Origin of the sequence: Komagataeibacter sp. SM21, from assembly GCF_041402665.1 — a bacterium.
GTDB classification, from domain to species: Bacteria; Pseudomonadota; Alphaproteobacteria; order Acetobacterales; family Acetobacteraceae; genus Komagataeibacter; species Komagataeibacter saccharivorans.
Genome location: NZ_JBGLOV010000001.1, coordinates 415755 through 441442, shown reverse-complemented (window position 1 = coordinate 441442; position 25688 = coordinate 415755). Strand labels below are relative to the sequence as shown.

The 25688-nt window shown below is 63.0% G+C and carries 25 protein-coding genes; 9 read left to right on the top strand and 16 right to left on the bottom strand.

Features of this window, described 5'->3' with window-relative positions; all coding sequences use genetic code 11:
• The 3 genes from ACBR42_RS01950 to hpxZ form a co-directional block, all read left to right on the top strand.
• Positions 1–401: hypothetical protein (locus ACBR42_RS01950; protein WP_371207152.1), on the top strand; the 401-nt coding region annotated here is incomplete at its 5' end.
• 86 nt (positions 402–487) lie between these two features.
• Positions 488–946 (top strand): hypothetical protein, encoded by a 459-nt coding sequence (locus ACBR42_RS01945; protein ID WP_110548148.1) that lies wholly within the window; start codon positions 488–490, stop codon positions 944–946.
• Between the two features lie 25 nt (positions 947–971).
• Positions 972–1361, top strand: a complete 390-nt coding sequence (gene hpxZ / locus ACBR42_RS01940; protein WP_371207151.1) for an oxalurate catabolism protein HpxZ — start codon at positions 972–974, stop codon at positions 1359–1361.
• Here the strand turns inward: hpxZ and ACBR42_RS01935 are convergent, their stop codons facing one another.
• On the bottom strand, positions 1362–2189 hold the full coding sequence (locus ACBR42_RS01935) for a hydroxyethylthiazole kinase (RefSeq protein WP_371207150.1): 828 nt from the start codon (positions 2187–2189) through the stop codon (positions 1362–1364).
• Positions 2190–2365: 176 nt separating this feature from the next.
• Here ACBR42_RS01935 and ACBR42_RS01930 point away from each other — a divergent pair, with 176 nt between their 5' ends.
• Positions 2366–2863, top strand: coding sequence for a hypothetical protein (locus tag ACBR42_RS01930; protein WP_174234067.1), 498 nt, complete (start codon positions 2366–2368; stop codon positions 2861–2863).
• Positions 2864–2893: 30 nt separating this feature from the next.
• Here the strand turns inward: ACBR42_RS01930 and ACBR42_RS01925 are convergent, their stop codons facing one another.
• On the bottom strand, positions 2894–4594 hold the full coding sequence (locus ACBR42_RS01925) for a thiamine pyrophosphate-binding protein (protein ID WP_371207149.1): 1701 nt from the start codon (positions 4592–4594) through the stop codon (positions 2894–2896).
• Between the two features lie 493 nt (positions 4595–5087).
• On the opposite strand from ACBR42_RS01925, the gene ACBR42_RS01920 reads away from it, so the two are divergent.
• Positions 5088–5549, top strand: coding sequence for a hypothetical protein (locus ACBR42_RS01920; protein WP_102324809.1), 462 nt, complete (start codon positions 5088–5090; stop codon positions 5547–5549).
• Positions 5550–5592: 43 nt separating this feature from the next.
• Here the strand turns inward: ACBR42_RS01920 and glk are convergent, their stop codons facing one another.
• Positions 5593–6561, bottom strand: a complete 969-nt coding sequence (gene glk / locus ACBR42_RS01915) for a glucokinase (RefSeq protein ID WP_102324452.1) — start codon at positions 6559–6561, stop codon at positions 5593–5595.
• A 225-nt stretch (positions 6562–6786) separates the two neighbouring features.
• Positions 6787–7584 carry an SDR family oxidoreductase gene (locus tag ACBR42_RS01910; RefSeq protein WP_132305826.1) on the bottom strand — a complete coding sequence of 266 codons (798 nt, stop codon included), beginning with the start codon at positions 7582–7584 and terminating at the stop codon, positions 6787–6789.
• Between the two features lie 154 nt (positions 7585–7738).
• On the opposite strand from ACBR42_RS01910, the gene ACBR42_RS01905 reads away from it, so the two are divergent.
• Positions 7739–8899 (top strand): hypothetical protein, encoded by a 1161-nt coding sequence (locus ACBR42_RS01905; RefSeq protein ID WP_102324453.1) that lies wholly within the window; start codon positions 7739–7741, stop codon positions 8897–8899.
• Between the two features lie 12 nt (positions 8900–8911).
• Here the strand turns inward: ACBR42_RS01905 and thiL are convergent, their stop codons facing one another.
• From thiL to ACBR42_RS01850, 11 genes are all read right to left on the bottom strand, one after another.
• Positions 8912–9895: a thiamine-phosphate kinase gene (gene thiL / locus ACBR42_RS01900; protein WP_371207148.1), complete on the bottom strand. Its 984-nt coding sequence runs from the start codon at positions 9893–9895 to the stop codon at positions 8912–8914.
• A 24-nt stretch (positions 9896–9919) separates the two neighbouring features.
• A complete protein-coding gene (nusB, locus tag ACBR42_RS01895; RefSeq protein WP_102324455.1) occupies positions 9920–10483 on the bottom strand; it encodes a transcription antitermination factor NusB in 564 nt (187 codons plus the stop codon).
• 72 nt (positions 10484–10555) lie between these two features.
• Positions 10556–11062: a transcriptional regulator NrdR gene (gene nrdR / locus ACBR42_RS01890; protein ID WP_102324456.1), complete on the bottom strand. Its 507-nt coding sequence runs from the start codon at positions 11060–11062 to the stop codon at positions 10556–10558.
• A 53-nt stretch (positions 11063–11115) separates the two neighbouring features.
• Positions 11116–12951: a DNA helicase RecQ gene (gene recQ, locus ACBR42_RS01885; protein WP_118962382.1), complete on the bottom strand. Its 1836-nt coding sequence runs from the start codon at positions 12949–12951 to the stop codon at positions 11116–11118.
• Positions 12952–12974: 23 nt separating this feature from the next.
• A complete protein-coding gene (locus tag ACBR42_RS01880; protein ID WP_102324458.1) occupies positions 12975–13349 on the bottom strand; it encodes an OmpA family protein in 375 nt (124 codons plus the stop codon).
• 131 nt (positions 13350–13480) lie between these two features.
• Positions 13481–15181, bottom strand: a complete 1701-nt coding sequence (cydC, locus tag ACBR42_RS01875) for a thiol reductant ABC exporter subunit CydC (RefSeq protein WP_371207146.1) — start codon at positions 15179–15181, stop codon at positions 13481–13483.
• A complete protein-coding gene (gene cydD / locus ACBR42_RS01870) occupies positions 15178–16890 on the bottom strand; it encodes a thiol reductant ABC exporter subunit CydD (protein ID WP_371207145.1) in 1713 nt (570 codons plus the stop codon). The genes cydC and cydD overlap by 4 nt, the downstream gene beginning before the upstream one ends.
• Before the next feature lie 98 nt (positions 16891–16988).
• Positions 16989–18794, bottom strand: coding sequence for a sensor histidine kinase (locus tag ACBR42_RS01865; protein ID WP_371207144.1), 1806 nt, complete (start codon positions 18792–18794; stop codon positions 16989–16991).
• Complete coding sequence (locus ACBR42_RS01860) at positions 18795–18977, bottom strand: hypothetical protein (protein ID WP_110548140.1); 183 nt, start codon at positions 18975–18977, stop codon at positions 18795–18797.
• A gap of 144 nt (positions 18978–19121) precedes the next feature.
• Positions 19122–19685: a sigma-70 family RNA polymerase sigma factor gene (locus tag ACBR42_RS01855; protein ID WP_102324463.1), complete on the bottom strand. Its 564-nt coding sequence runs from the start codon at positions 19683–19685 to the stop codon at positions 19122–19124.
• 105 nt (positions 19686–19790) lie between these two features.
• Positions 19791–20270, bottom strand: coding sequence for a sigma-70 family RNA polymerase sigma factor (locus ACBR42_RS01850; protein ID WP_371207143.1), 480 nt, complete (start codon positions 20268–20270; stop codon positions 19791–19793).
• Between the two features lie 139 nt (positions 20271–20409).
• On the opposite strand from ACBR42_RS01850, the gene ACBR42_RS01845 reads away from it, so the two are divergent.
• The 3 genes from ACBR42_RS01845 (at position 20410) to ACBR42_RS01835 (ending at position 24525) form a co-directional block, all read left to right on the top strand.
• On the top strand, positions 20410–21153 hold the full coding sequence (locus tag ACBR42_RS01845; protein ID WP_118962385.1) for a response regulator: 744 nt from the start codon (positions 20410–20412) through the stop codon (positions 21151–21153).
• Between the two features lie 102 nt (positions 21154–21255).
• Positions 21256–22635 carry a trehalose-6-phosphate synthase gene (locus tag ACBR42_RS01840; RefSeq protein ID WP_371207142.1) on the top strand — a complete coding sequence of 460 codons (1380 nt, stop codon included), beginning with the start codon at positions 21256–21258 and terminating at the stop codon, positions 22633–22635.
• A 51-nt stretch (positions 22636–22686) separates the two neighbouring features.
• Positions 22687–24525, top strand: a complete 1839-nt coding sequence (locus tag ACBR42_RS01835; RefSeq protein WP_371207141.1) for an ABC-F family ATP-binding cassette domain-containing protein — start codon at positions 22687–22689, stop codon at positions 24523–24525.
• On the opposite strand, the gene ACBR42_RS01830 is transcribed toward ACBR42_RS01835, so the two are convergent.
• A complete protein-coding gene (locus ACBR42_RS01830; RefSeq protein WP_110548137.1) occupies positions 24513–25511 on the bottom strand; it encodes a Gfo/Idh/MocA family protein in 999 nt (332 codons plus the stop codon). The two genes, ACBR42_RS01835 and ACBR42_RS01830, sit on opposite strands and share 13 nt — an antisense overlap.
• Between the last annotated feature and the right edge of the window lie 177 nt (positions 25512–25688).

The window sequence follows — 25688 nt, the reverse complement described above, 5'->3', positions numbered from 1 at the left end:
TAAAAAGATACGCAAAGCTACCTAGACTAGTCTCACCCAGTCCAGACCGCCAATCATCGCCCCTAAGAGCAACAACCGCGCCGCCAGCATATCCCTTCCAGATACTCTCATATTCTCTTGTCAAAGATCCAAACCCCGTAGGGCCGAATAACCTAGCAAATCCGCCGGGGAAGCTCAAGAAGTTTCCCTCAGCGCCGCCGGTGAAGGGGGATATAGGACCCACCGGTCATACCGTCAATCAGAAAAATGACATTGAGGCGGAAAAACTTTCTCAAATATTGACACAAACGGGGAACATTGGCCGAGAACTGCCCTATTCCATTTTAAGAAATTCCATTGCCTTCGATGCGGGCGGCTACCGGGCATCACTGCATGCTGTGGTTCCCTTACCCTTGGTATAAATCCTATCCGTTCAAGGCAGGCGCATGACGCCAGATTTTGGGACATACCCGCCTTATACCGCAACGCATTGTCACAACAGGTTTCCATGCCGAACCCATCGAACAAACCTTCCCTCGTCACCTATGTGAATGACCGGATTGCCGTGCGCATGACGATCATCTTCGGGAGCATCTGGTGCGTCTATGCCTTTCTGGTCTTTTCGCTGATCCCCCTTGCCGCGCCAGCGTGGCAGAATACGCTTCTCTATATAAGCAACTGCATCCAGCTTGTTGCCCTGCCCGCCCTTATGGTCGGCAATGCGGTTCTGAGCCGGGGAACGGACCAGCGAGCGGCAGAAGATCATGCAGCGCTGATCGAGATCCTGAACGATGTCCGGGCCGAGGTTGGGGAACTAAAAACCGTAACCAACGACCTGGCACGCAAGACGGATGAAGTCGCACGGCGCCCGCCTTCCGAAGTGCTGTCCATTTCGGATGAGGCTGTTATCAATGTAACGGACGAAGCGGCTCCAGCCGCAGCACCGGCATCCGCCCCGACGAAATAATCTTCCATACCTGACGGAAATACCCATGGCTCCTGAACTGAACCGGCCTGAAATCGTAGCTGAACTGACGGCCATGTCCGATCGCTACGAAAGCGCATTGGGCCGGAACGACATCCCGGAACTCGACGCCCTGTTTTATCAGGGACCGGAAACCGTGCGCTATGGCGTGGGCGAGACGCTGTACGGGTTTGATGAAATCGCGGCCTTCCGGCGCAATCGAACAGGCGGATCGCCACCGCGCGATGTGCTGCGCCGCCATATTACCGCGATCGGCGCGGATGTCGGGACGGTCGATCTGGAATTCCGCCGCCATGGGGGAGAACGGATCGGCAGGCAGAGCCAGACATGGCTGCGCACCCTGGCAGGGTGGAAGATCATCGCAGCCCATGTTTCCCTTATGGCTGATATTTCCTGATCAACCGGAAGCTCCGGGTCCGGCGGTCTGCTGGAGCCGGGACAGCGCATCGACAAAACCGGTTGCAAAGGATGCCGTGCCCTGGGCGGAACGGGCCGCGATTTCGGCGGCGCGGGCGTAAAGGGCATGTGCCGCCGCCACCGCAACCAGACGGTCAGGACCAGTGGGCGTGACCGCCAGGCAGGCCGCAACCAATCCCCCCAGCGCGCAGCCCATTCCCGTTACCATCGTCAGCATGGGGTCGCCGCCGGGCACCGTGACATGACGGCCATCGGGGGCGAGAATATGATCTTCCGGCCCGCTGATTGCCACGATTACACCCCGCGAAGATGCCAGTTCACGCGCCAGCGGCAGGGCCTGCGTGATGGATGCAGTGGTTTCCACTCCCTTCGCCGTCGCACCTCCACCTGCCAGAGCCATCACCTCGCTGGCATTGCCCCGAATGGCTGCCGGGCCGCCTGAGGCGAGATCGCGAATGATCGCATCATATTGACTGACCCCCGCCCCCATCGCCACCGGGTCCAGAACCCATGGCACGCCATTGCCCTGCGCAGCCGTAACCGCATCGTGCATGTCCTGTGCTGTGCAGTTGATCAGTCCCGCCGCGTTGATCCACATCGCCCCGGCATGCCCCCCAAAACCCGTGGCCCAGCCGGGAGCCGCACCAATGGCCGGGGCGGCCCCGGCTGCCAGCAGTACATTGGCACTCAGGGTCGCTGCGACGTAATTGGTCAGCCCATATACAAACGGGCGCTGCGTGCGAATCCGATGCAGCACGGACTGGCAGGCTGCATTATCGTAATTCATTGAAACCGTTGTGAAACACATGGGGTCCCCTCCCGCCCCGGCTGCACATTCCCGCCACCGGGCCGTCAAGTTTCAGACAGGGGTTGCCTTTTGCCGATAATCGACTGAAAAACAATGAGTGAACCCGGTAATCGTACCGGCGCCCTCTTGATTCCCATATATGCTCCCCAGCCAGCATATCGTAGCAGGAACATACCGTGCGACCAGCTCTGCTTTCAGCCCCTGTTATTCTTGCTGCGGGACTCCTGGCAGCCTCATCTGCGTGGGCAACGGACGCACTGGGACAGAAAACCGGCAAGCTGTGTTTCACCCTGCATGATGCAGCCCTTGGGGGCGGTTATTCATGGGGTAAAGGACGCCTTTATTTCGGTACCCACTCCTATCCCGTCAAATTGCACGGGGGGGGTGCCGTAGGCTTTGGCTACAGCACCCTCAAGGGTGAAGGTAAGGTCTACAATCTCGCCCGCCTGTCCGACTTCAATGGCACATACTGGTCCGTACGTGCGGAAGCCACGATTGGGAAAGGGCGGAATGTGGCGGTCCTTGATAACAATCAGGGTGTGGACATCAAGGCATCCATGCGTACCAGCGGCGGCCATCTGGCAGCGGCGGTCATGCGCCTGACCCTGCGTGTCGATCCCGGTGGGGAGCGGGCGGATACCGTCCCCGCAACCTGCTCTTTCCCCATCCGCTAAGGGGCGGCCAGACCGCCCCCTCTCCAACCTTCAGACCGTGCTGATCATGATCTCCACCACGTTGGGGCGGCCGGAAGCCATCGCGGCCTCGATGGCGGGGGCAATATCACCTACACGCGTGATGAGGCGCGATTCCAGCCCGTAAGAACGCGCCATCGCCTGATAATCCACCGGTGGATCGTTAATATCCATTGCCAGGAAATTGCCTTCACGCGCCGAGACGTAATGCGTCTGTCCCCGCATGAAACCTTTCAGCACGTTATATTCGCGGTTGTTCATGACCACGAAGGTTACCGGCAGCCGTTCATGTGCGGCGGTCCACAATGCCTGCGGTGAATAGAGTGCCGCGCCGTCCCCGACAAGACAGACGACCGGCTCACGTCCCAGCCCCAGCGATGCGCCAACTGCGGCAGGCATGCCCCAGCCCAGCGCGCCACCACGCAGGAAGGAATACTGCGCAACCCAGTCACTGTTCAGGAACATGCGCACATAGGATGACGTGGCAATGGCCTCGTCCACGATTGCAACATGGGGACCAATGGCCCGCACGGCTTCATGGGCTGCAACACACGGGGCGATGACCGGATCGGCCCGATGCCGGGCGACCAGTTGTTCAGCCTCGTTCCGTTTGCTGTTGCGGGCCGCGACGACAACCTCCCTTGCGGCACGGAACTGCGCCTGACGGGGCTGTGTTTCGCGTTCCAGCAGGGGAAGCAGGACATCAAGAGAGGCACGGATATTGCCCACAAGCGAAAGCGGGGTCTGGAACGTACGGCCAAGATCCCGCGCATCAGCCGAGACCTGATAGACCGCGCAGGACGGCGGCACGGGCGAGCCTTCGGAATACAGAATGGTAATCAGCGATTTGCCGCCCAGCGCAAAGATCGCATCATAATCCGCCAGACGGCGTGCGATATCGGTGGCGCGGGTGGGCATGTTTCCCGCCCATAGCGGACAGGACGTGGCAAACGGAATGCGCGACGGCCATGATGCGCCATAAACCGGCGCACCCAGCAGTTCCGCTACCGCCGCGACCTGCGTTGCGGCATTGGCCCCATGCACTTCATCCCCCGCGATGATGGCAAGTCGCCCCGGCGTGATACCCGCCAGCGCACGGGCCAGTTCAGGCAGGCCGCCTGCTATGGATTCCCGATTGATGACGGACGGTGCGCCGATGCCGATATCACTGGGTTCCTCCATCACATCCATGGGCAGGGAGAGGAAAACCGGGCCGGACGGGGCGGCCATTGAATCGTTGAAAGCCCGGCGCACCAGCACCGGTAACTGGTCCGCATGCAGGACTTCCTGCGCCCATTTGACCGCAGGCGTTGCGATGCTGACCAGATCACCAAACAGCAGCGGATCGGAAATCGTATGGCGCGAATCCTGCTGGCCCGCCGTCACGACCAGCGGCGTCTGCGACACACTGGCATTGAGCAGATTGCCCATGCCATGACCCAGCCCACCAGCCGTATGCAGGTTAAGGAAACCCGGCCGCCCCGCCGCCTGCGCATAGCCATCGGCCATCGCCACCACGCTCGCTTCCTGCAGGGCGAGGATATAGCTCAGGTCCGGGCGACGCTGGAGCGCGTCAATCAGCGGCAGTTCCGTCGTGCCGGGGTTGCCGAATATGTAGCGCACCCCCTCACTTTCCAGGATTTCCAGCAGAATATCGGCCCCGCGCCGTCCCCCTGTGCGCTGTGCTGCGACCTCAAGCGGTGTAATGGCCATTCTTTCCCTGCCTGCTGTGGACGATATCGGAGAGCATGGCACCACGTTTTCGTATCGGGGTCCACAGGGCACGATTCGGGCTGGCACCCTTTTTTCTTGATAATGATAATTATTATCAGTATAGGGAATTCACCCCGTGGGTCCCGGCAGATTCCCAACCGTCGATTTCCCGACTTTTCCCACGGCACCTTGCGGCATCACCCCCTCCAACGGGGTGGTGCCGTTTTTTTTCAGGCCCGCTTTGCCTGACCAATCATACGGGACAGATTTCGGGTGGGGATTCGGCGCATCAGCCCGGATGAAAGCCGACACGCAGGATCATGCCTGTCTGGCAACAGGGATTTCCCCAAAGCGCAAGCGGATAGTCGCCACATTCATAAGGTTGATGGCAGGACGGCGGATGATAGATACGCAGCGGATACATACTGCCGATTGACCCGTCCGCCGGATCATGAAGATGATATGACGACACGCTGCCATGAAAGGGCACTTCTTGCCTGCTGACCGTCTGTTTTCCCTGCCTGCCCCGCCATCTGCATCCGGCGGGGATGACGGATGCGGTTTGCCCCTGCCCCCCGCGATCGAGGCCCTGCGCCGCAACGGCATCATCGCCCCCCATCATATCGCGGCGGCCCGGTTCTGGGCTGCGGATTACCGCATCGGGGTCATGGGGCAGGAAGATCCGCAACTGGACCGCACGTCATGCGGCCTGTCCCATCGTCCCCTGAACGGACGGCGGGGGTCGATCAACCGCTACCGCTATATCCATGGCATTATCGGCTATCGTTACGAACGCATCCTGATCGCGGCGCTGATCCATGGGCGACCGGCACGGGAGGAAACCTCTCGGGTTGTACCCGCCACACCGCAGCATATGGATGGCGTGCTGGCGCTGCTGCTGGATATGCTGACACGGCATTATGACGCGATGCCCGGCCATCTGTGGGAAGGGTAGGCCCCCTCCCCTCAGACCTGCCGGGGGTTACGCAGCACGTAAATCAGCGATAGGCCTCGGCAAAGGCTGCGGCAGCACCAAGCAGGCCGGGCTGGGGATAGGTAATCAGCTTGACGGGCATATCCGCCATCATGCCTTCAAACCGGCCCTTGGCCACGAACCGTTCGGCAAAGCCGGAACGGGGCAGATGTTCGGCCAGACGCAGGCCAAGCCCCCCGGCGATGACAACGGCATTGGCCCCCTGCGCCAGCGCCAGATCGCCCGCAACCGTGCCAAGGCTGAGGCAGAACCGCTCCAGTGCAGCGGCGGCCACCGGTTCGCTGCCTTCCAGCGCCATGGTCCATAGAGCCTTGTCGTCACGCGCCTTGACCGAGAGTTCACCCATTTCGGCAATCGCCTCATACAGGTTCAGAAGACCCGGTCCCGATACCACGCGTTCGACCGACACGCGCCGGTAACGCCTGCGCAGCACGCCAAGGATACGGTCCTCGAACTGGTCGACGGGGGAAAAGTCGATATGGCCACCTTCCGTTTCGCACACCACATAGCCGTTCTTCCGCCTTACGATATAGGCGGAACCCAAGCCCGTGCCCGGCCCCACAATGGTCGTGACGCCATGGTCCGGCAGCGGGATGTCAGGACCGCAGATATGCTGAAGGCTGTCCGCGCCGACCTGCGCCACCGCATGCCCGACCGCACCGAAGTCATTGACCAGAACCAGTTGATCCACCCCGAGCTTGACCGGCAGCCATGCGGGCTGGATCACCCACGGGTTATTGGTCAGCTTCAGCATGTCCCCCTTGATGGGACAGGCCACGGCAATACCTGCCGCAGCAGGCAGGGGGCGGCCGATCTGGCGGCTGAACGCTTCCCATGCCAGTTGCAGGCTGGCGTGATCGGCGCATTTCAGCGTCGTGGCATCCCCCAGCGTGACGACCCGGCCCTGATCAACCTGGGCAATGGCGAAACGCGCATGGGTTCCGCCAATGTCGACTGCTACGATCTCTTTCATGTCCGGTCACGCTCCGTGGCCATTATCAACAAAAATCCCCTGCGGATCCGTCCCTTCCCCGGCATGGAATGCAACCGGACCGGGACAATTCAGGCACCGCGGGCGTATCCGTTACCACATCCATCACAAAAAAAAGACCGGTCCGGGCCGAATATCATCAGCCACATCGCACAAAAGCGCCTGCGGAAAGTTTGATGTCCCCCTGAAAGACGCCGCGTGAGCGCATCAGTTCATCTGATCGGCCTTGATGGCGGACAGTATCCGCCGCTTGAACGGCCATGGCACCAGCGTATCAATCAGGCGCAGCACGGAAAATATGAACGGAAAGACCAGATGCGGTCGGTTCCGGTCCACCGCATCCGCGATCCTGCGCGCTGCTGCTGACGCACTCTGCATGAACGGCTTGGCCCCGACGACACGGCGGCTCATGGGGGTGTCCACAAATCCGGGGGAAACCAGCGTTACCCCGATACCCAGCGGGGCAAGCGCCATCTGCTGGGCTTCGGCAAAGCGCTTGATCCCCGCCTTGGAACCGGAATAGGCGGCGGCGAAAGGCAGCGCGTGGAAGGCCGCGACCGAACCGATCAGCACGATATGTCCCCGTCCGCGTTTTACCATGCACTCTGCTGCGGCTGCGGCCATGGCTGATGGGGTGGCGTAATTGACCAGTCCCAGCCGCAGCACATCCTCCGCCCGTTCGACCACGTCATTCCCGCGCCGCATGTCACCAAGTCCGGCGGCGAGGATTGCGATATCCAGCGGATAGCTGCCATCATCCTCACGCAGGGCCGCAATGGCGGCGGCCCCATCCATAAGGTCAAGCACACGGGTATGCACCTTCACCCCACGGCTGCGCGCATGCCCGGCCACGTTTTCCAGCCGCACCGCGTCACGTCCCCACAGGACCAGCCCTCGCCCGCGCGTGGCATAGAGCGCCGCCAGTTCGGCCCCGATCCCGCTGGATGCCCCGGTAATCAGCACATATCCACCTTCATCCATGCGTGAAGCGACCTTTCCTGTCATGTCCATCTTCCTTTTCGGGGTCCTTCTGTGCCATCAGCACAGCAGCAGAACGGACAACCGAATCATTTCTTTCAACCCATACCTGCATAGCCTGCCCTGTTCCGCCCCGGAATGAAGGTCGATGCCGGTAACGTCAGGATGCAACGAACCGGTCATGAACGAAACCGATCGTCTTACTATCATTCCCGTTTCCGGCTTTCGTCAGATGACCACCTTCATCCAGTTGCCCCGCCGCCTGTATGCCGGCCTGCCCGGCTATGTGCCCCCGCTTGAACTGACGCAGCGCGACCTGCTGACCCCGCGCAAGAACTCTTTCTTCCGACAGGGCCGCGCGCAATATTTCCTGGCCATGCGCGGCGGAAAAGCCGTGGGGCGCATTTCCGCCCAGATCGACCCGGTGTCCATGGAACATTATGGCGAGCCGGTGGGTTTTTTCGGTGCGCTGGACGCCATTGACGACATGGCCGTCGTTTCCGCCCTGCTGGATGCGGCGGGCGCATGGCTGCGCCAGCATGGCATGAAGCTCATGCGCGGTCCCCAGACGCTGGACAGTAATGGGGAGTTCGGGATGATGCTGTCCGGCCATCATGCCCTGCCCATGGTGGCCATGCCGTGGCACCCGCACTGGCTGCCCGCCATGATGGAAGCCTGTGGCTGCACGAAGGCGCATGACCTGCTGGCCTATCAGATGAAGACCGGCCCGGATGCGGAAGAAGCCCATCTGGTCCCCTCCAGCCTGCGACTGGGCGAAGGGCGGCTGGGCAATGTGACCACGCGCGGCCTGCGCATGGACCGGATTGAGGAGGATGGCGAGATCCTGCGCCGCCTTTACAACGATGCCTGGCGCAACAACTGGGGTTCGATCCCGCTGGCGCGCGAGGACATCCAGTCCATGATCGTTGAACTCAAGCCCCTGCTCAAGCCTGAACATTTCGTGCTGATCGAACAGAATGGCGAGCCGGTCTGCGTCGCCCTCGTGGTGCCCAACGTGTTCGATATCTCATCGGACCTGAATGGCGATCCCTCTCCCTTAGGCTGGATCAAGCTGGGCAAGCGGCTGCTGCGGCATGAATTCCATTCCGCGCGCGTGATCTTGCTGGGTGTCAGTTCCCGGCTCGACGGCACGGCGCTGGGGGCGATCATGCCCGCGCTGGCCATTACCGAGCTTATGAAGCGTGGCCGCAGCCTGCCTTACCGCACCATCGAACTGGGCTGGGTTCTGGAAACGAACCAGCCCATGCGCCGCCTGATCGAGCGCATCACGCCGCAGCCGTGCAAGCGCTACCGGGTTTATGACAGGTCACTGGTGGACTGAGGGAACGACCCTTCAGATAGCGGAGGGCAGATGGCTCCAGCCCCGCCGGGCAAGGACCATCTCCGCCCCGGATTCATTGAGCACCCGTACGCCCCGCCCCGCCACAAACCGACCGATACGGGTCACGGGCACATCACGTCGCGCGGCATGATGCAGAAGCTGCGGTTCATGCTCCGGCGGCACGGCAAGCAGCAGTTCATAATCATCGCCCCCCGCCAGACAGTGTTCCAGCCATTGCGGACCCAGCGCACGTACGGTGGGGGAAAACGGCACCAGGGCGGACCCGATTTCGGCCCCCACGCCGCTTTCACGCGCCATGTGGCCCAGGTCCTGCACCAGCCCGTCCGATATATCCATGCCAGCGGTGGCTACGCCCGCCAGTTCCAGACCCAGCCGGGGGCGGGGCAACTGGTAACGGCTGGCCAGAAAACCATCAGGGTCCGCCACCCTGCCCTGACGCGCCAGCAGGCCCATCGCGCCATCACCGATCGTGCCGGTCACCCATATGCCATCCCCCACGCGCGCACCGCAGCGCCGTAGCGCCATGCCGGGTGCTACATGGCCCAGAACCGTCAGCGACAGCACAAGCGGCCCGGATGTGGATGTGGTGTCCCCGCCCAGCAGCGTAATGCCGAACTGCTTCTGGTCCTGCGCCAGACCGGCGGCAAAGGCGGCAAACCACACATCATCACGCGCCGGTGGCATGGAAACCGTCAACAGGTAGCCCAAGGGCACGGCATCCATGGCCGCAAGGTCGGACAGGTTGCAGCGCAACAGCTTGCGGCCCACCGTATCCGGCGGGTCATCGGGCAGGAAATGCACGCCTTCCACCATGGCGTCCGCCGCCACCACAATCTGTCGTCCGGCGGGTGGCGTGAACACGGCGGCATCGTCACGCAGGTCAAGCGCGCCGTCCCCGGCAAGGGGACGGAAATTACGGGCTATGAACCCGAATTCAGCGGGCAGACCATTATCCGGCAGACTGTCCTGCCCCATGATGGCCGTCTCCCCTACCTGTAATCAGGACGCGGCGCCGTCCGGCGTGGCAGCGTCTTCCACAACAGTCGTATCCGTTTCAGCCTGCGCCGGAGCAGCCGGTTCCTTCAGGCGACGGGACAGGGCATCCAGCACGCCGTTGAGCATGCGCGGTTCGTCACCGGCAAGGAAGCCATGAGCAATATCCATGTATTCATTGATGATGACCCGCGCCGGGATCGGGTCGCCGCCGGTCATCTCGCCCCCAGCCGCGTGCATGATGGCGCGCAGCACCGGGTCCAGACGGGCCAGCGGCCACGACGCGGGCAGGATCTCATGCAGCAGCGCATCGATACGATCCTGCCGGGCCATCGCCCCCCGCACGACAATCCCGAACAGACGGGCATCGGCATCGGGCACCTGCCCTTCGGCATAGGTGCACTGTTCGGACGCCGACGTGCCCAGGCGGTGACGGTTGAACTGGTTGATGACACTGTCGGGGCTTTCGTTGCCCTGTTCAATCTGGAACAGGGCCTGCACGGCCGCCACGCGCGATGCGGTGCGGGAACGGACCTTGTTGGGCTGCCGGTCACCGTCTGTCTGTGTCATGGCGCGTTACTCCTGCTGTGGCATTGCTGCGAAATCAGGGCTTCATCGCCTCTTTGCGCGGCGGGGTCCAGTTCAATCTTTACCTTTCGGTTCGGCCGCGGGAAAGTCTTCGCCCGCATCCCCCGAAACGGAAGCCGATATCGTGCCCAGAATATCAGCAAAATCCTTGGTTTCCCGGAAATCCCAATGCACGCTGGCGAAACGGATATAGGCAACGGAATCAATTTCACGCAGCGTATCCATGACCAGCCGCCCGATATCGCGCGAAGGGATGTCGGTCTCACCCATCGCTTCCAGGCGACGCACCAGACCATTGACGATGCGTTCGATCCGCTCGGCATCCACCGGGCGCTTGCGCAGCGCAATCCGCACCGAGCGCGCCAGTTTGTCACGTTCAAACGGTACGCGGCGGCTATCCGCCTTGATAACCACAAGATCACGCAACTGCACACGTTCGATCGTGGTGAAACGCTGTCCGCATGACCCGCAGATGCGGCGGCGGCGGATGGCGGCCCCGTCCTCATGCGGACGGCTGTCCTTTACCTGCGTGTCATCATGTCCACAAAAGGGGCAGCGCATGAAAAACCGTTCCTGATTCCGCGATTAAGACAAAAAATGCAGCCCGGATGGGCCTACGCGCCGACATCCGCCAGCACATCCAGCACCGCCGCGCCATAACGGCTCAGCTTGGACCCGCCAACACCCCGGATCATGCCCAGTTCATCCAGCGTCGTGGGACGTTCGCATGCAATATCATGCAGCACGGCATCATGGAAAATGACATAAGGCGGAATCTCCTGCTCCCGTGCCTCCCCCAACCGCCATGTGCGCAGGGCTTCGTACCGGGCGGCGGCTTCGGGCGTCAGGTCGGTCATCCGGGGGCGTGCTGAACTGCCCGAACTCCGTGCCGCCGCGCGCAGGTCCTCGGTCGCATCCTCACGCAGCATGATCTGTTCCTCACCCCGCAAGATGGGACGCGCGCGTCCTTCCTCAAGGGCAAGGGCGTTATATTCCCCGCTGACCTTTATCGCGCCGCGTGCGATCAGTTGCCGGATCACGCCGCGCCAGAAGGGCTCGGGCCGGTCGCTGCCGATCCCGAACACGCTCAGCTTCTCATGCCCGTGGCGGGCCGTCATATCCGATGCCTTGCCCCGCAGCACGCCCGCCACATGCACCGCGCCGAAACGCTGCCCGGTGCGGTAGATGGCCGACAGCACTTTCTGCGCGGCGACAGTGCCATCGAATGTCGCAACCGGATTGCGACAGTTATCGCAATGCCCGCAGGGTTTTTCGAGTTCTTCGCCAAAGCAGGACAGCAGGGCCTGCGTACGGCAGCCCGTGGTCTCGGTCAGGGCGATCATGGCTTCCAGCCGGGCGCTCATGATCCGCTTCTGCGCATCCGGGGCGTTGGACTGTTCCAGCCAGTAGCGTGCGCGGGCCATATCGTCGCCGCCATATAGCAGGACGGTCTCGGCCTGTTCCCCGTCACGACCGGCACGCCCGATCTGCTGGTAATACCCTTCGGGGGAAGATGGCATGTCCAGATGCACCACGGCGCGGACATCCGGTCGGTCGATACCCATGCCAAAGGCGATGGTCGCCACAATCACCACCGGTTCGCCTGAACGGAAGCGCATGAGTGCGGCACGCTTTTCCACCGGCGACAGACCGGCATGGAAGGGCAGCGCCGCATATCCCTTGCCTGCCAGCGAACGGGCCACACGTTCGGTCTTGCTGCGACTGCCGCAATACACGATGGAGGCCGCCCCCCGGTGACGATCCAGTATCGCGGTCAACTGCCGCAGTTCCGATGTCTTGGGCCTTACGGCGATATCAAGGTTGGGGCGATGGAAACTGGCCTTGAGCACCGTTGCATCGGGCATGGCCAGTGCGTCTAGGATATCGGTGCGCGTGCGAGCATCCGCCGTCGCGGTCAGGGCAATACGCGGTACATTGGGGAAATGCTGCGGCAGGGCCGCGAGTTCTCGGTATTCAGGGCGGAATTCATGCCCCCAGGCTGAAATACAGTGCGCTTCGTCAATCGCGATGACGGAAAGCGTCAGTTTTCCAAGCCGTTCCAGCATGCCCGGAAAAAGCAGCCGTTCGGGGGAGACATACAGGATATCAAGCCGCCCGGCCATAAGGTCCGAACGGACGCGCGCGGCATCATCGGCTTCAAGTTCGGAATGCAGGGCGCCGGCATTGACCCCAAGCTGCCGCAGGGCTGCGACCTGATCATCCATAAGGGCGATCAGCGGGGAAATGACCAGTCCCGTGCCCGGACGGGCAAGGGCGGGCACCTGATAGCACACGCTCTTGCCGCCGCCTGTCGGCATCAGCACAAGGCAGTCACGTCCTGCCATAACCTCATCCACGGCCTGCTGTTGCAGGCCGCGGAAATCAGGAAAACCGAATACCTCGGCCAGCACATCGCGCGGATTGCGCACCGTGCCGTCGTGCCCGGTCATTTCATCAAAGGCTGGGCCTGTACTCAGTGTCCACCCACCTCGATCTCGACACGGCGCGAAGCAAGGGCGCCATCTTCATTGTTGACCGGGCCACGCGGCTGCTGGCTGATGCGGCTGGCGTCCACGCCATCGACGGCAAGCTGACGGGCCACGATCTTGGCGCGGTCGATGGCCAGCAGTTCATCAGCCGACAGGTCGTGACTGGCGGCGGCATACCCTTCCACGCGCACATTGGAATGATGGGCGAGCGCACGCTGCGCGGCCTGCGTGATGACGGTCTGCGCGGGCGTGTCAAGCTGCGTGGAGTTCTGGGTAAAGAACACGATATACTTGCCGGGATGGCCACCAGCACATCCTGTCAGCAGACCAAGAGCAAGAAAAAGGGACAGGCGACGCATGATGGATTAACTCCCATTTCAGCTATTCAGGACGGACCGCTATCGGCCTACTGGTATGCCCGATCCGATTTTCCGATACTTCGTGCCCTGCGGGGCAGGACACGTCAATCCTTGCAGCAGCGATGACTGCCTTATTCCGACCTCAATTCCACCGTTTTACCGCCTGATATGCGCCACACGCTGTCCAGCTTTTCAACACCGGTCAGGCGATGGGCGATCAGGATGACGGTGCGACCTTCGGTCACGTCATTCAGGGTCTGCAGGAATTCCTGTTCGGTACGCGCATCCAGACCCGTTGCCGGTTCATCCAGTATCAGGATCGGCGCGCGCGACAGCAGCACCCGCGCCAGCGCAAGCCGCCTGCCCTGTCCACCCGACAGGCTGGCGCCGCCTTCACTCAGCCAGCTATCCAGCCCTTCGGGCAGGTCCCGCACCACATCGGCCACCTGCGCCTGTTCCAGCGCGGTCCACAGTTCGGCCTCATCCGCATCCGGGCGGCCCAGCAGCAGGTTTGCACGAATCGTATCGGCGAAAAGATGCGTCGCCTGTGAAAGCCATGCAATCCGCCCGCGCAGCGCATCATCACGGATGGTGGCGATATCCGTCCCCCCCAGCGTGATCTGACCGCCCTGCGGGGCCACCACCTTCAGCAGCAGCGCCGCAAGGGTGGACTTGCCAGCCCCGGATGGCCCCAGCACGGCAATACGCTGGCCGGCGGGAATACTCAGGTTAAGGTGGTCCATCACCGGGGCGCGTCCCTCCGCCCAGCGGAAAGAAACGTCATTGAAGCAGATGTCGGTGCCAGCGGGCGCAGGCTGCGTGCCTTCCGCCGGGGCGTGTTCGGGCAGGTCGGCCACCGCCACAACGCGCGCGGCGGCACGGGTAATGGTGCCGGCAAGGGCGCCCGCGCGGGTCAGGCCCCCGACGCTTTCAAAGGCTGCAACCGTCAGGAACAGCACGGCGGCGGCGGGCAGCGGCGCGATACGCGGGAGGCCCAGCCCCATGGCCGCGGCCAGAACCACAACCACGGCCGCCTGACCGCACAGGTAAGACGCGGCTCCCGCAAGGGCAAGCATACGGGCCTGCTTCATCTGCGCACGATACAGTGCGGCATCACGGTCATGGACATGGGCCAGCATGCGTCCTTCCGCCCCGAAGGTCGCGATTTCACGCAGGCCACCCACCATGTCCAGCACGCCGATACGCAACTGTGCCGCAGCATGGTTGACCATACCGCCATCACGCCGCCCCAGCATGGCCGCGATCAGTGGCATGACGAACGCACCACAGGCGAACAGCCCCGCCACCACAACCGCCAGCACGGTGCTGACCATATTGATGGCGATGAACAGGAAAGGCAGGACCAGCAGCGCACCGGCCAGCGGCACGATAATGCGCAGGTACAGACCGTCCAGCGCCTCGACATCCGAAACCAGACGCGACAGCAGATCCCCCGCGCGACGGAAGCCCAGCCCGGCCGCCGCCCCGCGTGCGAGGTTACGGAAAAACCATACCCGCACATCAGCCAGGGCGCGGAACATCGCATCATGTGTGACCAGACGTTCGGCATAACGCAGGATAACGCGCGCACTGCCCAGAATGCGCAGCGCCCCGGTCGTGATCACGATCATGCCCATGGTCATCGCGGCAACGCGCAGACCGGCCTCACGCATCAGCAGCAGGCCGATCAGCAGCGCCAGCAGGGACAGGATCGCACCCGCCGTAAGCAGCGGCGCGCGCTGGCGCCAGATATGCAGGATCTGGAACAGGGGGGCCAGCACACCTTCACGTCGTGCCTGCCGCGCGACGGCCCGGCTGTCGGAAGACTTCACGATGCGCTCTCCCCGCTGGTGACAATTCGGCCCCGGTCGAGGTCGATACGCTGGCCGCCAAAACCTTCCACCGCCGCTGAATGACTGGCGAGGATAACGGTGCGGTTGGCCGCAAGCCTGCGCAGGCTGTCGAACACGTCGGCCTCGGTCGCCGGGTCAAGATGGGATGTGGGTTCATCAAGCAGCACGAGCGGCGCATCCTTGAGAAAGGCGCGCGCGATCGCCACGCGCTGCGCCTGCCCGCCGGACAGACCGAAGCCACCTTCACCAATGAAGGTATCAAGTCCCTGCGGCAGGCTGGCGACGAAACTGTCCGCCGATGCCGCCTCAAGGGCCGCATGCAGTTGCGCATCCGTTGCGTCCGGACGGGCGAACAGGATGTTTTCGCGCAGCGTACCCGCGAACAGGACCGGCTTCTGCCCGATCCATGATGTCATGGCCACCAGCGCCTCGGGCATGATGGTGGTCATGTCGACGCCGTTGAGGGTGATGCGTCCGCCGCCCGGCTGGATGAAGCCCAGCAGCAGTTCGATGATCGTGGACTTGCCCGATCCCGATGCCCCGCACAGCACAAGTGTATTTCCGGCGGGAACGCTAAAGGAAATATCGTCTAGCGTCACGCCGCGCGCCGCATCCCATGTGAAATCAACATGCTCGAACGCCACGGCCACCCCATGACCCGTATCGCACACGGCCTGACCGGCGGCACGGACCGTGCTGGCATCGGGCAGCATCCGCATGGCCGCCGCCGCACCGGATGCGTGGGCACGGTCCTGATAGGCCAGTGCAAGGCTACGGAAGGGAGCAAAGAATTCCGGCACCAGCAGCACGACAAACAGACCGCGCAGCACATGCGCCGCCATGACGGTCGCGGCGGCACCCTGCTCATGCAGGGTCATAAGCTGCGATCCGTTACGCAGCGCCACCAGCACAAGGGCGACCACCATCGCACAGTCTATGGAGGCAGAGGACAGGAAGGCCACCCGCAGCACCTTCATGGTACGCACGCGCAGTTCTTCGGCTGCCGCGGCCAGGCGGCGGGTTTCCGCTTCGGTCTGACCGGACAGGACGATGGTGGCGATACCCCGCACGCGATCCAGAAAGCGGGCCTGCAAACGGGTCATGGCAAGGAACTGGTTACGCGACGCCACGGCGGCCCCGATACCGAACAGGGCCTGCCCGAAGGGCACGGCAATGCCACACAGCGCCATGATGAGCGCGGAACCCGGCTGCACGATGGCCGCAAGCCCGCCAATGACCAGCGGGGCCGCCATCCACAGGACGGAAGCAGGCAGCCAGCGGGAAAAAAATCCGTCCAGCGCCTCGATCCGGTCAACTGCCAGCGCGGTCAGTTCCCCCGTATGGTGCTGTCGTAACAGCCCCGGCCCGCCGCGCAGGATAGCGTCCAGCACGCCGCCACGCAGGCGCCTGCGTGCCTTCATGCCCGCGCGGGCGGCCATGACATCCGCCGCCATCTGCACGACCGCGCGCAATAGTGACAGGATGACAAGACTGGCCAGCGCCGATGTTGCGACCGGCATGCCGCCGGGCACCAGCACGCAGGCCAGCACATTCGCTACACACCAGACCTGCCCCACTGCAATCGCGGCTATGGCCAGACCCAGCACCATGACCGGCATGGCCTGTCCGCGCCCAAGACGCGACTGCGCCCTGGTCCATGCCTTCATCACTGTCTTGTCATCGTTCATGACCGCTCCCTATACCGAAGGACACGGCACAGGGACAGCCATCAAGCCGCCCCATAAGCTGCCCATACCATAACTCTGCCATGCATTTTTGCATGCGTTCAGGCCGTCATATCTTCCGGCTCGGGCAGCTTTAACGGAAAAACAAGGACGTAGCGCGTCCCGTTTTCCTCAAACAGTTCCAGTTCACCACCAAGCTGGCGTGCAAAACCCCGAATTAACTGCATGCCTATGCCGCTACGCGCCTCCTCCGCAGCCGTATGGTTGCGTGACGCAGCCATGCCCACGCCATTATCGGCGATCCATAAACACGCCCTGCTTCCATCCAGCGCCTTCAGCCCCACTTCCAATGTGCCATGCTGACGGTCGGGGAAGGCATATTTCAGGGTATTGCTCACCGCCTCGGTCACGATCAGGGCGAGGGGTACGGCCTGATCGGGCACCATCAGCAGGTCATCGACACGGATATCGAGCGTAATGCGGCTTTCATCGGATTCCCCGATGGCATGCATGATCTGGCCGCACAGTTCACGCACGAAGCTCTGCATGTTCAGGCTATACAGTTCACCATCGGCATACAGGTAACGGTGAAGGGTCGCGAGGGCACGCACGCGGTCGCGGGCCTGGGCAAATTCCTCCCGCGCGGCGGGCTGGCGTATCCGCCCCGCCTGCAGGTTAAGGAGCGAGGCGACAATCTGCAGGTTGTTCTTGACGCGGTGATGCATCTCCTTGAGCAGGAGTTCCTGCCGCGCCTGTGCGCGCTCCAGCCGTTTTTCATGCCGCGCCAGCTTACGCGTGGCCTTGCTGAAGGCGTGGGCAAGCTGCCTGACCTCCAGCGGCATGGCCCAGTTGGAACGGACATCATACATTCCCCCCAACTGCCACTGGTTGACCGAAGCGGTAAGCTGCCGCAACGGGGTTACAACCAGCACATCAGCGCTTTTGGATGCCCCCAGCAGCCCGACCAGCAGCAGGACACCGCTGCTGACCAGCGACACGGCGAACATGACAACCGCATGCCGCTCGACCGCGTTGCGCCGCGTCATCGCGATTACATACACCCCACCCTGCACACGCCCGATGGAAAACGAGCCATCAGGCAGGGTGATGTGGGCATTTTCCTGATTCTGGGCCAGCATGCGGCGCGCCCACTGCATGATCCGGCCTGACGGGCGGATGTCCCAATTACAGTCGGCACACAGGGGCACAGCCGCACGTGCCAGATTATCCAGAATCCAGATCTCGATGGGGCCGTTCTGCTGCAGGAGATCCCGCCGGGGATCACTCGCCTGCAATATGCCGCTACGCCACGACAGGGGCATCACCGCCGTCAGATAACCCGAACGCGCCGGACGACCCGTCTCGTCATCAATCATGGTGGCGACGGTAATACGAAAAAAACCGGGCACCCCCGTCACGGGGTCCCGGATCGCAACCATGGCGACATCACCCTGAAAGCGGGGCATGGCCGCCACACTCAGGGGTGCTGAATCGGATCGTCGCCCCACAGATGTAAGGATATTGCCCCTGTCATCAGCCAGCGAGATCTGGCTGTAGTGCCGACCGGTCAGGGACTGGACCAGTTCCAGCATGCGCTCCAGCCCGTTGTCATCAAGGCGCATGCGCGAGACCGCCTGCAGCAGCGACCCCAGATGTTCGGCTTCATGCCGCAATTCCAGATCAAGACGTATTATCGTCATGTCCGTGCGGTAACCGGGAGCTTCCAGCGTGGTGTAATAACTGTGCCATGCCTGCACCGCCCCAATCAGCGCGATCGGCATGGCGGCCAGCAGGATGATGGCCATCATCCGGCCACGCACCGCATCGAACACACGCCCGAGCCGGGTCGACAGGCTCCGGTGCCGGGACTGCCTGCCGCGCTGACCGGAAGATTGGGGAGCGGACATCTATTTTGTCCGCTTCCGGTCTTCCTCAATCAGACGCAGGAGTTCCTCGGGCACAGGCTCCCTGGTCACATCATCAAACAATTGATGCAGCCCCCGTTTCAACCATAGCTCAAACGCATCATCTGGTCTGTTTGTGGACTTCTTTCCTGGTTGCCTGGGAGGACACTTGTCCTTCAGCGCCATCGCATTTTCCCGAAGTAAATTCCCACTTCACATACCCCTGACCACGGCAGGGTCACCTTCTACCCTGTAAAAGTCCAGACCACTGACGCGGACACCACTGTCAGTGCCATATTTATACCATTATTCAAAGTGGGAATTCGACTGTCAGGCAGATACCGCAGGCCGTTCTTCCCGGCGCGAACGCAGCCGCCGCACCGCACCGCGCAGTTCCACGGTAGCGATATCGCGTTCTTCCCCATACAGCCATGTGGCAAGCTGGCGACGTGCCCGGAAAACCCGGCTCTTGGCCGTGCCGACGGCGCAGCCCGTGGCGGCGGCCAGTTCGTCGTAGCTCATGCCCTGCATGACCACCAGCACCAGCGCCTCGCGCTGATCGGCAGGCAGGCGGTTCATGGCTTCAGCCAGTTCCTTCACCACGAGGCGGTCTTCATGCGAACCGCTGGCCGCCACGGCGGAGGCAGGCACATCGTCGATATTGCTGGTCTCACGCTTCTTGCGCAGGTCCGAAATGAACCGGTTGCGCAGGATGCGGTGCATCCAGGCGGAAAAATTGGTGCCTGGCGTAAAGCTGTGCTGGGCGGCCAGCGCGTTGCAGACCGCGTCCTGCACCAGATCATCGGCGGCGGCACGGTTGCGCGTGAGCGACAGGGCCTGAACGCGTAGTCGGGGCAGGATCGCAAGCATTTCGTCATGAAAAGTGCTGGTCATTTTCTTCTCCCCAGTTTGGTCATCCATGCCAGTGCAATGAATGGGCGGGGGAAAAGGTTACATCGGCTCATATAACGAAAACGCGAGCAGTCGCTGCGGGTTTCCTTACGGCTCTATTTTCTGGCCCGTCGCCATATAGGCCAGTATCTGGCTGCGCGCGCGCGACACCCGCGCCTTGATCGTGCCGACGCGAACGCCGCAGACCTCCGCCGCCTCGACATATGTCATTTCCTGCACCCCCACCAGCACCAGCGCTTCACGCAGGCTGGGAGACAGTTGCCAGATCGCCCCATCCAGATCTCGCAGGTCATCCGATTCGCCTTCCCCCACCCCACTTTCGGGACGGTCGGGCCGCAGGGCGTAGTCGGACATGACATCGCGTTCACGCCGCCTGCGGCGCGACTGTTCATAAAACAGGTTGCGCGCGATGGTGTACAGCCACGCCTTCATGCTGGTGCCTGCGGCAAACTGGTCAAGGGAAGCCAGCGCACGCAGTACCGTTTCCTGCGCAAGGTCGTCCGCCAGCGCTGCCTGCCCGGTCAGAAAACGGGCAAACCCACGCAATTGTGGCAAAAGAGCCAGCATCTCCCCACGCAATTGCGTGACCGCCGACGGATCGGGTGTTATTCTCGATTCCAGTTTGTTTACTCTTCAAGTCTTGCAGCTCATTCTAACGCTGTCATGATCCGGAGTGTAACAATTTATCCGGGGAGATGAATGCCTCATGCCGCTATCACGGCGTCAAGACCTGCTTCGCGCCCTGCCCTATGCCCGGCGTTATGCCCGCGCGCTGTGTGGCAGCCAGTCGAATGGCGATCTTCTGGTCGCCGAAAGCCTGCGCGAACTCATGGCGGTGGATGATCCTTCCATGCCGCCAAGGCTGCGTCTTTACCAGTGGATCTCGCGCCACCACGCCCAGAACAGCGGGGAAACGGTTACACAGCAGGGCGGCATGCCCCCGGTCGCACGCAAGCTGCTGCTGCTGACATCGCTTGAGGAACTTCCCGTGGCCGACGCCGCCCGCGTGCTGTCACTTGCCCCCGATCAGGCGGCCACCATGCTGGAGGAAGCCCATACCCGCCTGCGGTCATGCGCGCAGACCAGCGTCCTTATCATCGAGGACGAACCCATCATCGCGATGGATATCGAAGAACTGGTCCGCCAGTGCGGCCACACCATTGCCGGTGTCGCCAGCAGCGAGGCCGAAGCCGTCAGGCTTGCGCGCGAAACGCATCCCGGCCTGATTCTGGCAGACATCAACCTGGGCGACGGGGGCGATGGCATGAGCGCCGTGGCCAGCATCCTGCAACAGCAGGACATTCCGGTCATTTTCGTTACCGCCTACCCCGAACGCCTGCTGACAGGCGATACGATCGAACCCGCCTTCGTCATCACCAAACCCTTTGAACCGCTTACGCTGGCGGTTTCTACCTATCAGGCCGTTTCGGGTGGCGTCTCCCTGAACTGACCCTACCGCATGCCAGCCGTCGGCGGTCGCGCCCTTCACACGCAGGCGTGTGTATGCTGCAAACGCCTGTCCCCTACATGACAGGGCACGAAAGAGGGCAGAATGAAACGGCTGGTCATTGTCTCCAATCGCGTTCCCGTTCCCAAGGAGGGCCTGCGCCCCGGCGGGCTTGCGGTTGTGCTGAAGGACCTGCTGGCGCGCAAGGGCGGCCTGTGGTTCGGCTGGAATGGCGCGTGTCACCCCGATGCGGCGCACCTGCCACCGGAAATCCAGAAGGCCGAGGGCGTCGAATACGCCACAATCGGCCTTACCCCCGCCGAATACCGCAATTATTACACCGGCTTTTCAAATTCCACGTTATGGCCGCTCATGCACTCGCTCCCCGAATGCATCCATTTCGAGCGGCGCGAACTGGCCAGTTACCGGTCGGTCAATGAACGGTTCTGTGAAAACCTGCTGCCGCTGCTGCGCGCGGAAGATGTGATCTGGATACACGATTACCATCTTCTGCCACTCGCGGCCCTGCTGCGCCGCCACGGTGTGCGCCAGCCCATCGGCTTTTTCCTCCATACCCCCTTTCCCGCGCCGGACATGCTGGCCACCGCCCCCGATGGCGGCACCTTCCTGCGTGACCTGCTCAAGGCGGACCTGCTTGGCTTCCAGACCGCGGACGACACGGCCAATTTCATATTCGCCGCAAGCCGCACCGCTGGCGCGGTAACGGTGGATGACACCACCCTGCTGTTCGAGGGGCACAAGGTGCGCGTGGGCACCTTCCCCGTTGAAATCGATCCGCAGACATTTGCCGCAACCGCAGCGGCGGCCATGGAGCATGAAGACCTGCACCGCCTTGCGGGCTCGCTGGCCGGGCGCAGGCTTGTCTTTGGCGTGGACCGGATGGACCCGACCAAGGGGCTGGATCACCGGCTGGCCGGGTATGAACGGCTGCTGCACACCTATCCCGCACGGCAGCGGCAGGTCACTTTCCTGCAGATCGCAGCCGAAAGCCGGACCGACGTGCCCAGCTATCAGGCCCTGCGCAGCAGGCTGGAACACCAGATTGGCCAGCTCAACGCCCATTGCGGGCAGGCGGACTGGACGCCACTGCGGTTTCTTACGCGCGGCAGCCCCCGCTCCACCGTGGCGGGTTACATGCGCCTGGCCGATATCGGCTATATTACGCCCCTGCGCGATGGCATGAATCTGGTCGCCAAGGAGTTCATCGCGGCACAGGACCCGGAAAATCCGGGCGTGCTGGTGCTTTCCCGTCTGGCCGGGGCGGCAAAACAGCTTGAGGCTGCCCTGCTGGTCAATCCGCTGGACCATGATGGCATGGCCGATGCGCTGGAACGCGCACTGGCCATGTCCCTTGCCGAACGACGCGAACGCTGGCAGGCCTGCTGGGACAGCATCGCCAGCCATACGGCGCTGGGCTGGGGACTGTCCTTTCTCGATCTCCTTCACAAGACCACGGAAGCCTGACCCACCCACACTGACCTTGCACACGGGGCGGTAGTGGAGACATAAGCGGGAATGGCCTCTCCTCCCCTTCTTCTCCTTCAGGATATTACCCTGACCCTCGGCGGTGCGCCGCTGCTCAATGGCGCGGGCTTTGGCGTGGGACCGGGCGAACGCATCTGCCTTGTCGGTCGCAATGGCTGCGGCAAGTCCACCCTGCTGCGCATCGCGGCGGGTGAGATACAGTCCGATGACGGCACCCGCTTCGTCCAGCCCGGCACCACCATGCGCTATCTGCCGCAGGAACCCGACCTGTCCGGCTTCGCCACCACGCTGGATTACGTGCGCGCGGGCATGGGGCCGGGGGACCCGGAATACCGGGCGGAACTGCTGCTGACCGAACTGGGCCTGAACGGCACGGAAGACCCGTCCACGCTGTCGGGCGGGGAAGCGCGGCGCTGCGCGCTGGCGCGCGCACTCGCACCCGAGCCTGACCTGCTGCTGTTGGACGAACCCACCAACCATCTGGACATGCCCACCATTGAATGGCTGGAACGCGAACTGCTTTCGCTGTCCTCCGCCATGGTGATCATCAGCCATGACCGGCGACTGCTCCAGACGCTTTCGCGCTCCGTCGTCTGGCTTGATCGTGGTGTCACCCGCAGGCTGGATCAGGGCTTCGCGCGTTTCGAGACATGGCGCGAGGAAGTGCTGGAACAGGAAGAGCGCGACAGCCACAAGCTCGACCGCCAGATCGCGCGTGAAGAAGACTGGATGCGCTACGGCGTGACCGCGCGCCGCAAGCGCAACGTCCGCCGCGTGGCCGAACTGGCCACCCTGCGCCAGAACCGACGCACAGCCATCCGTCCGCAGGGCGGCCTGAAGATGGAAGCGCGGGAAAGCGACCTGTCGGGCAAGCTTGTCGCCGTGGCGGAAGATGTCTGCCGGGCCTATGACCCGGCGCATCCGGTGGTGCGCGATCTGGACCTGCGCGTCCTGCGCGGGGACCGGCTGGGCATCGTTGGCGCCAATGGCGCGGGCAAGAGTACCCTGCTGCGCCTGCTGACGGGGCAGGACCAGCCTGATTCGGGCACGATCAATATCGGCAGCGCCCTGTCCGTGGTTACACTGGACCAGCAGCGCCGCACGCTCGACCCCAACGCCACCCTGTCCGATACGCTGACGGGCGGTGGCGGCGACATGGTGCAGGTCGGCACCGAAAAACGCCATGTCATCGGTTACATGAAGGACTTCCTGTTCCGTCCCGAACAGGCGCGCACGCCTGTAGGCGTGCTGTCTGGCGGGGAACGCGGGCGGCTCATGCTGGCCTGCGCGCTGGCCCAGCCATCCAACCTGCTGGTACTGGATGAGCCGACCAACGATCTTGATCTGGAAACGCTCGACCTGCTGCAGGACATGCTGGCCAGCTATTCCGGCACGGTGCTGCTGGTCAGCCATGACCGTGATTTTCTGGACCGGGTGGCCTCTTCCATCCTGATGGCGGAAGGTGGCGGCAGATGGCTGGAATATGCTGGCGGCTACAGCGACATGCTGGCGCAGCGCCGCGATACCACGCTGGCCGCGCGACCGAGGCAGGACCGTGTGGACGCGCCCTCCGCCACTCCCGCTGCCACGACCGATGTCACGCCGTCCCCTTCACCACGCCAGCCCGCGCGTAAACTGTCCTACAAGGACAAGCTGGCGCTGGAACGGCTGCCGGGCCAGATGGAATCGCTGGAGGCGGAAATCGAACGGCTGCGCGCCATTCTGGCCGATCCGGGCCTGTATGCGCGCGACGCCGCCGCCTTTGCCGCCGCGACAGGCGCGCTGGAAAAAGCGCAGGCGGACCTGACGGCGGCGGAAGAGCGCTGGCTGGAACTGGAAATGCTGCGCGAGACGCTTCAGTCGTCCTGACCGGGGGGAATGATCAGGCCCGATGCCTCCATCCGCGCGCGGGTGGCGGCGATCCCCTGCGTTACGGCCAGCGCCGCCGCAAGCGCGCGGCGGCCTGCCGTGGCGTCGACCAGAACGGGCGCGCCATCAAGGCACGATGCGGCGAAGGCCGCATGTTCGGCAGCAAGGGTGTCATGATCGCGCCATGTGACGGATTCGCGCCGGAACCCGCCAGTGCCCGGCAGCGGCAGGCCACGTTCGCGCCCGATCATGGTCAGTTCGCGTTTGACGAAATCCGCTGACAGATAGCCTTCCTGCGAAAAGACGCGCATCCGCCGCTCGGTCTTGAGGGAAATGCGGCTGGCGGCAATGGTGGCGACACATCCGTTTTCAAAACGCACGCGGGCATTGGCGATATCCTCGAACGGGGAACTGACAGCCGCCCCCAGCGCATCGACGCTTTCAATCGGGCTGTCCACAATCGCCAGGACCAGATCAAGATCATGGATCATGAGGTCAAGAATGACCGAAACATCCGTACCACGCGGCTTGTAGGGTGCGATGCGCGTGGCCTCGATATAAAGCGGGCGGGAAATGCGTTCCGTAATGGCGCGGTGTTCGGCGGAATAACGCAGCAGATGCCCGACCTGCAGCACGACTGCGTGCCGACGGGCCAGTTGCGCCAGTTCGTCCGCCTGTTCCAGTGTCGCCGCCATGGGTTTTTCAACCAGCACATGCCGTCCCGCCGCCAGCGCCTGCCGTGCAAGGTCAAAGTGATGGTCCGCCGGGGCCGCCACGATAATCGCATCCGAACAGGCCAGCAGGTCGGGATAGGACAGGACGGGCGCGCCCCCGGCCTCCGCCGCCACCTGTGCCGCGCGCCGGTGATCGGGATCATGGATGCCCGACAGGATTTCACGCGGGGAGGAAGCAACCTTCAGCGCGTGGAAGCGGCCAAAATGCCCGGCCCCCACAATTCCGATGCGTAACTGGCGCGCTGTTCCCATTACCGTGCTTCCTGCCTGTCATGTTCCTGACTGACCGATAGCAGCCGCCATGTCCCCCGCCCACCCCCGGCAGGGGCAGACGTGCCGGGGGCGGCCATGCGAATGCGGCAAAACGGCAACGGCCATGCGCCACACCAAGCATCAGCGGTTGCATCATCGGCCATGGACCGGCATGTT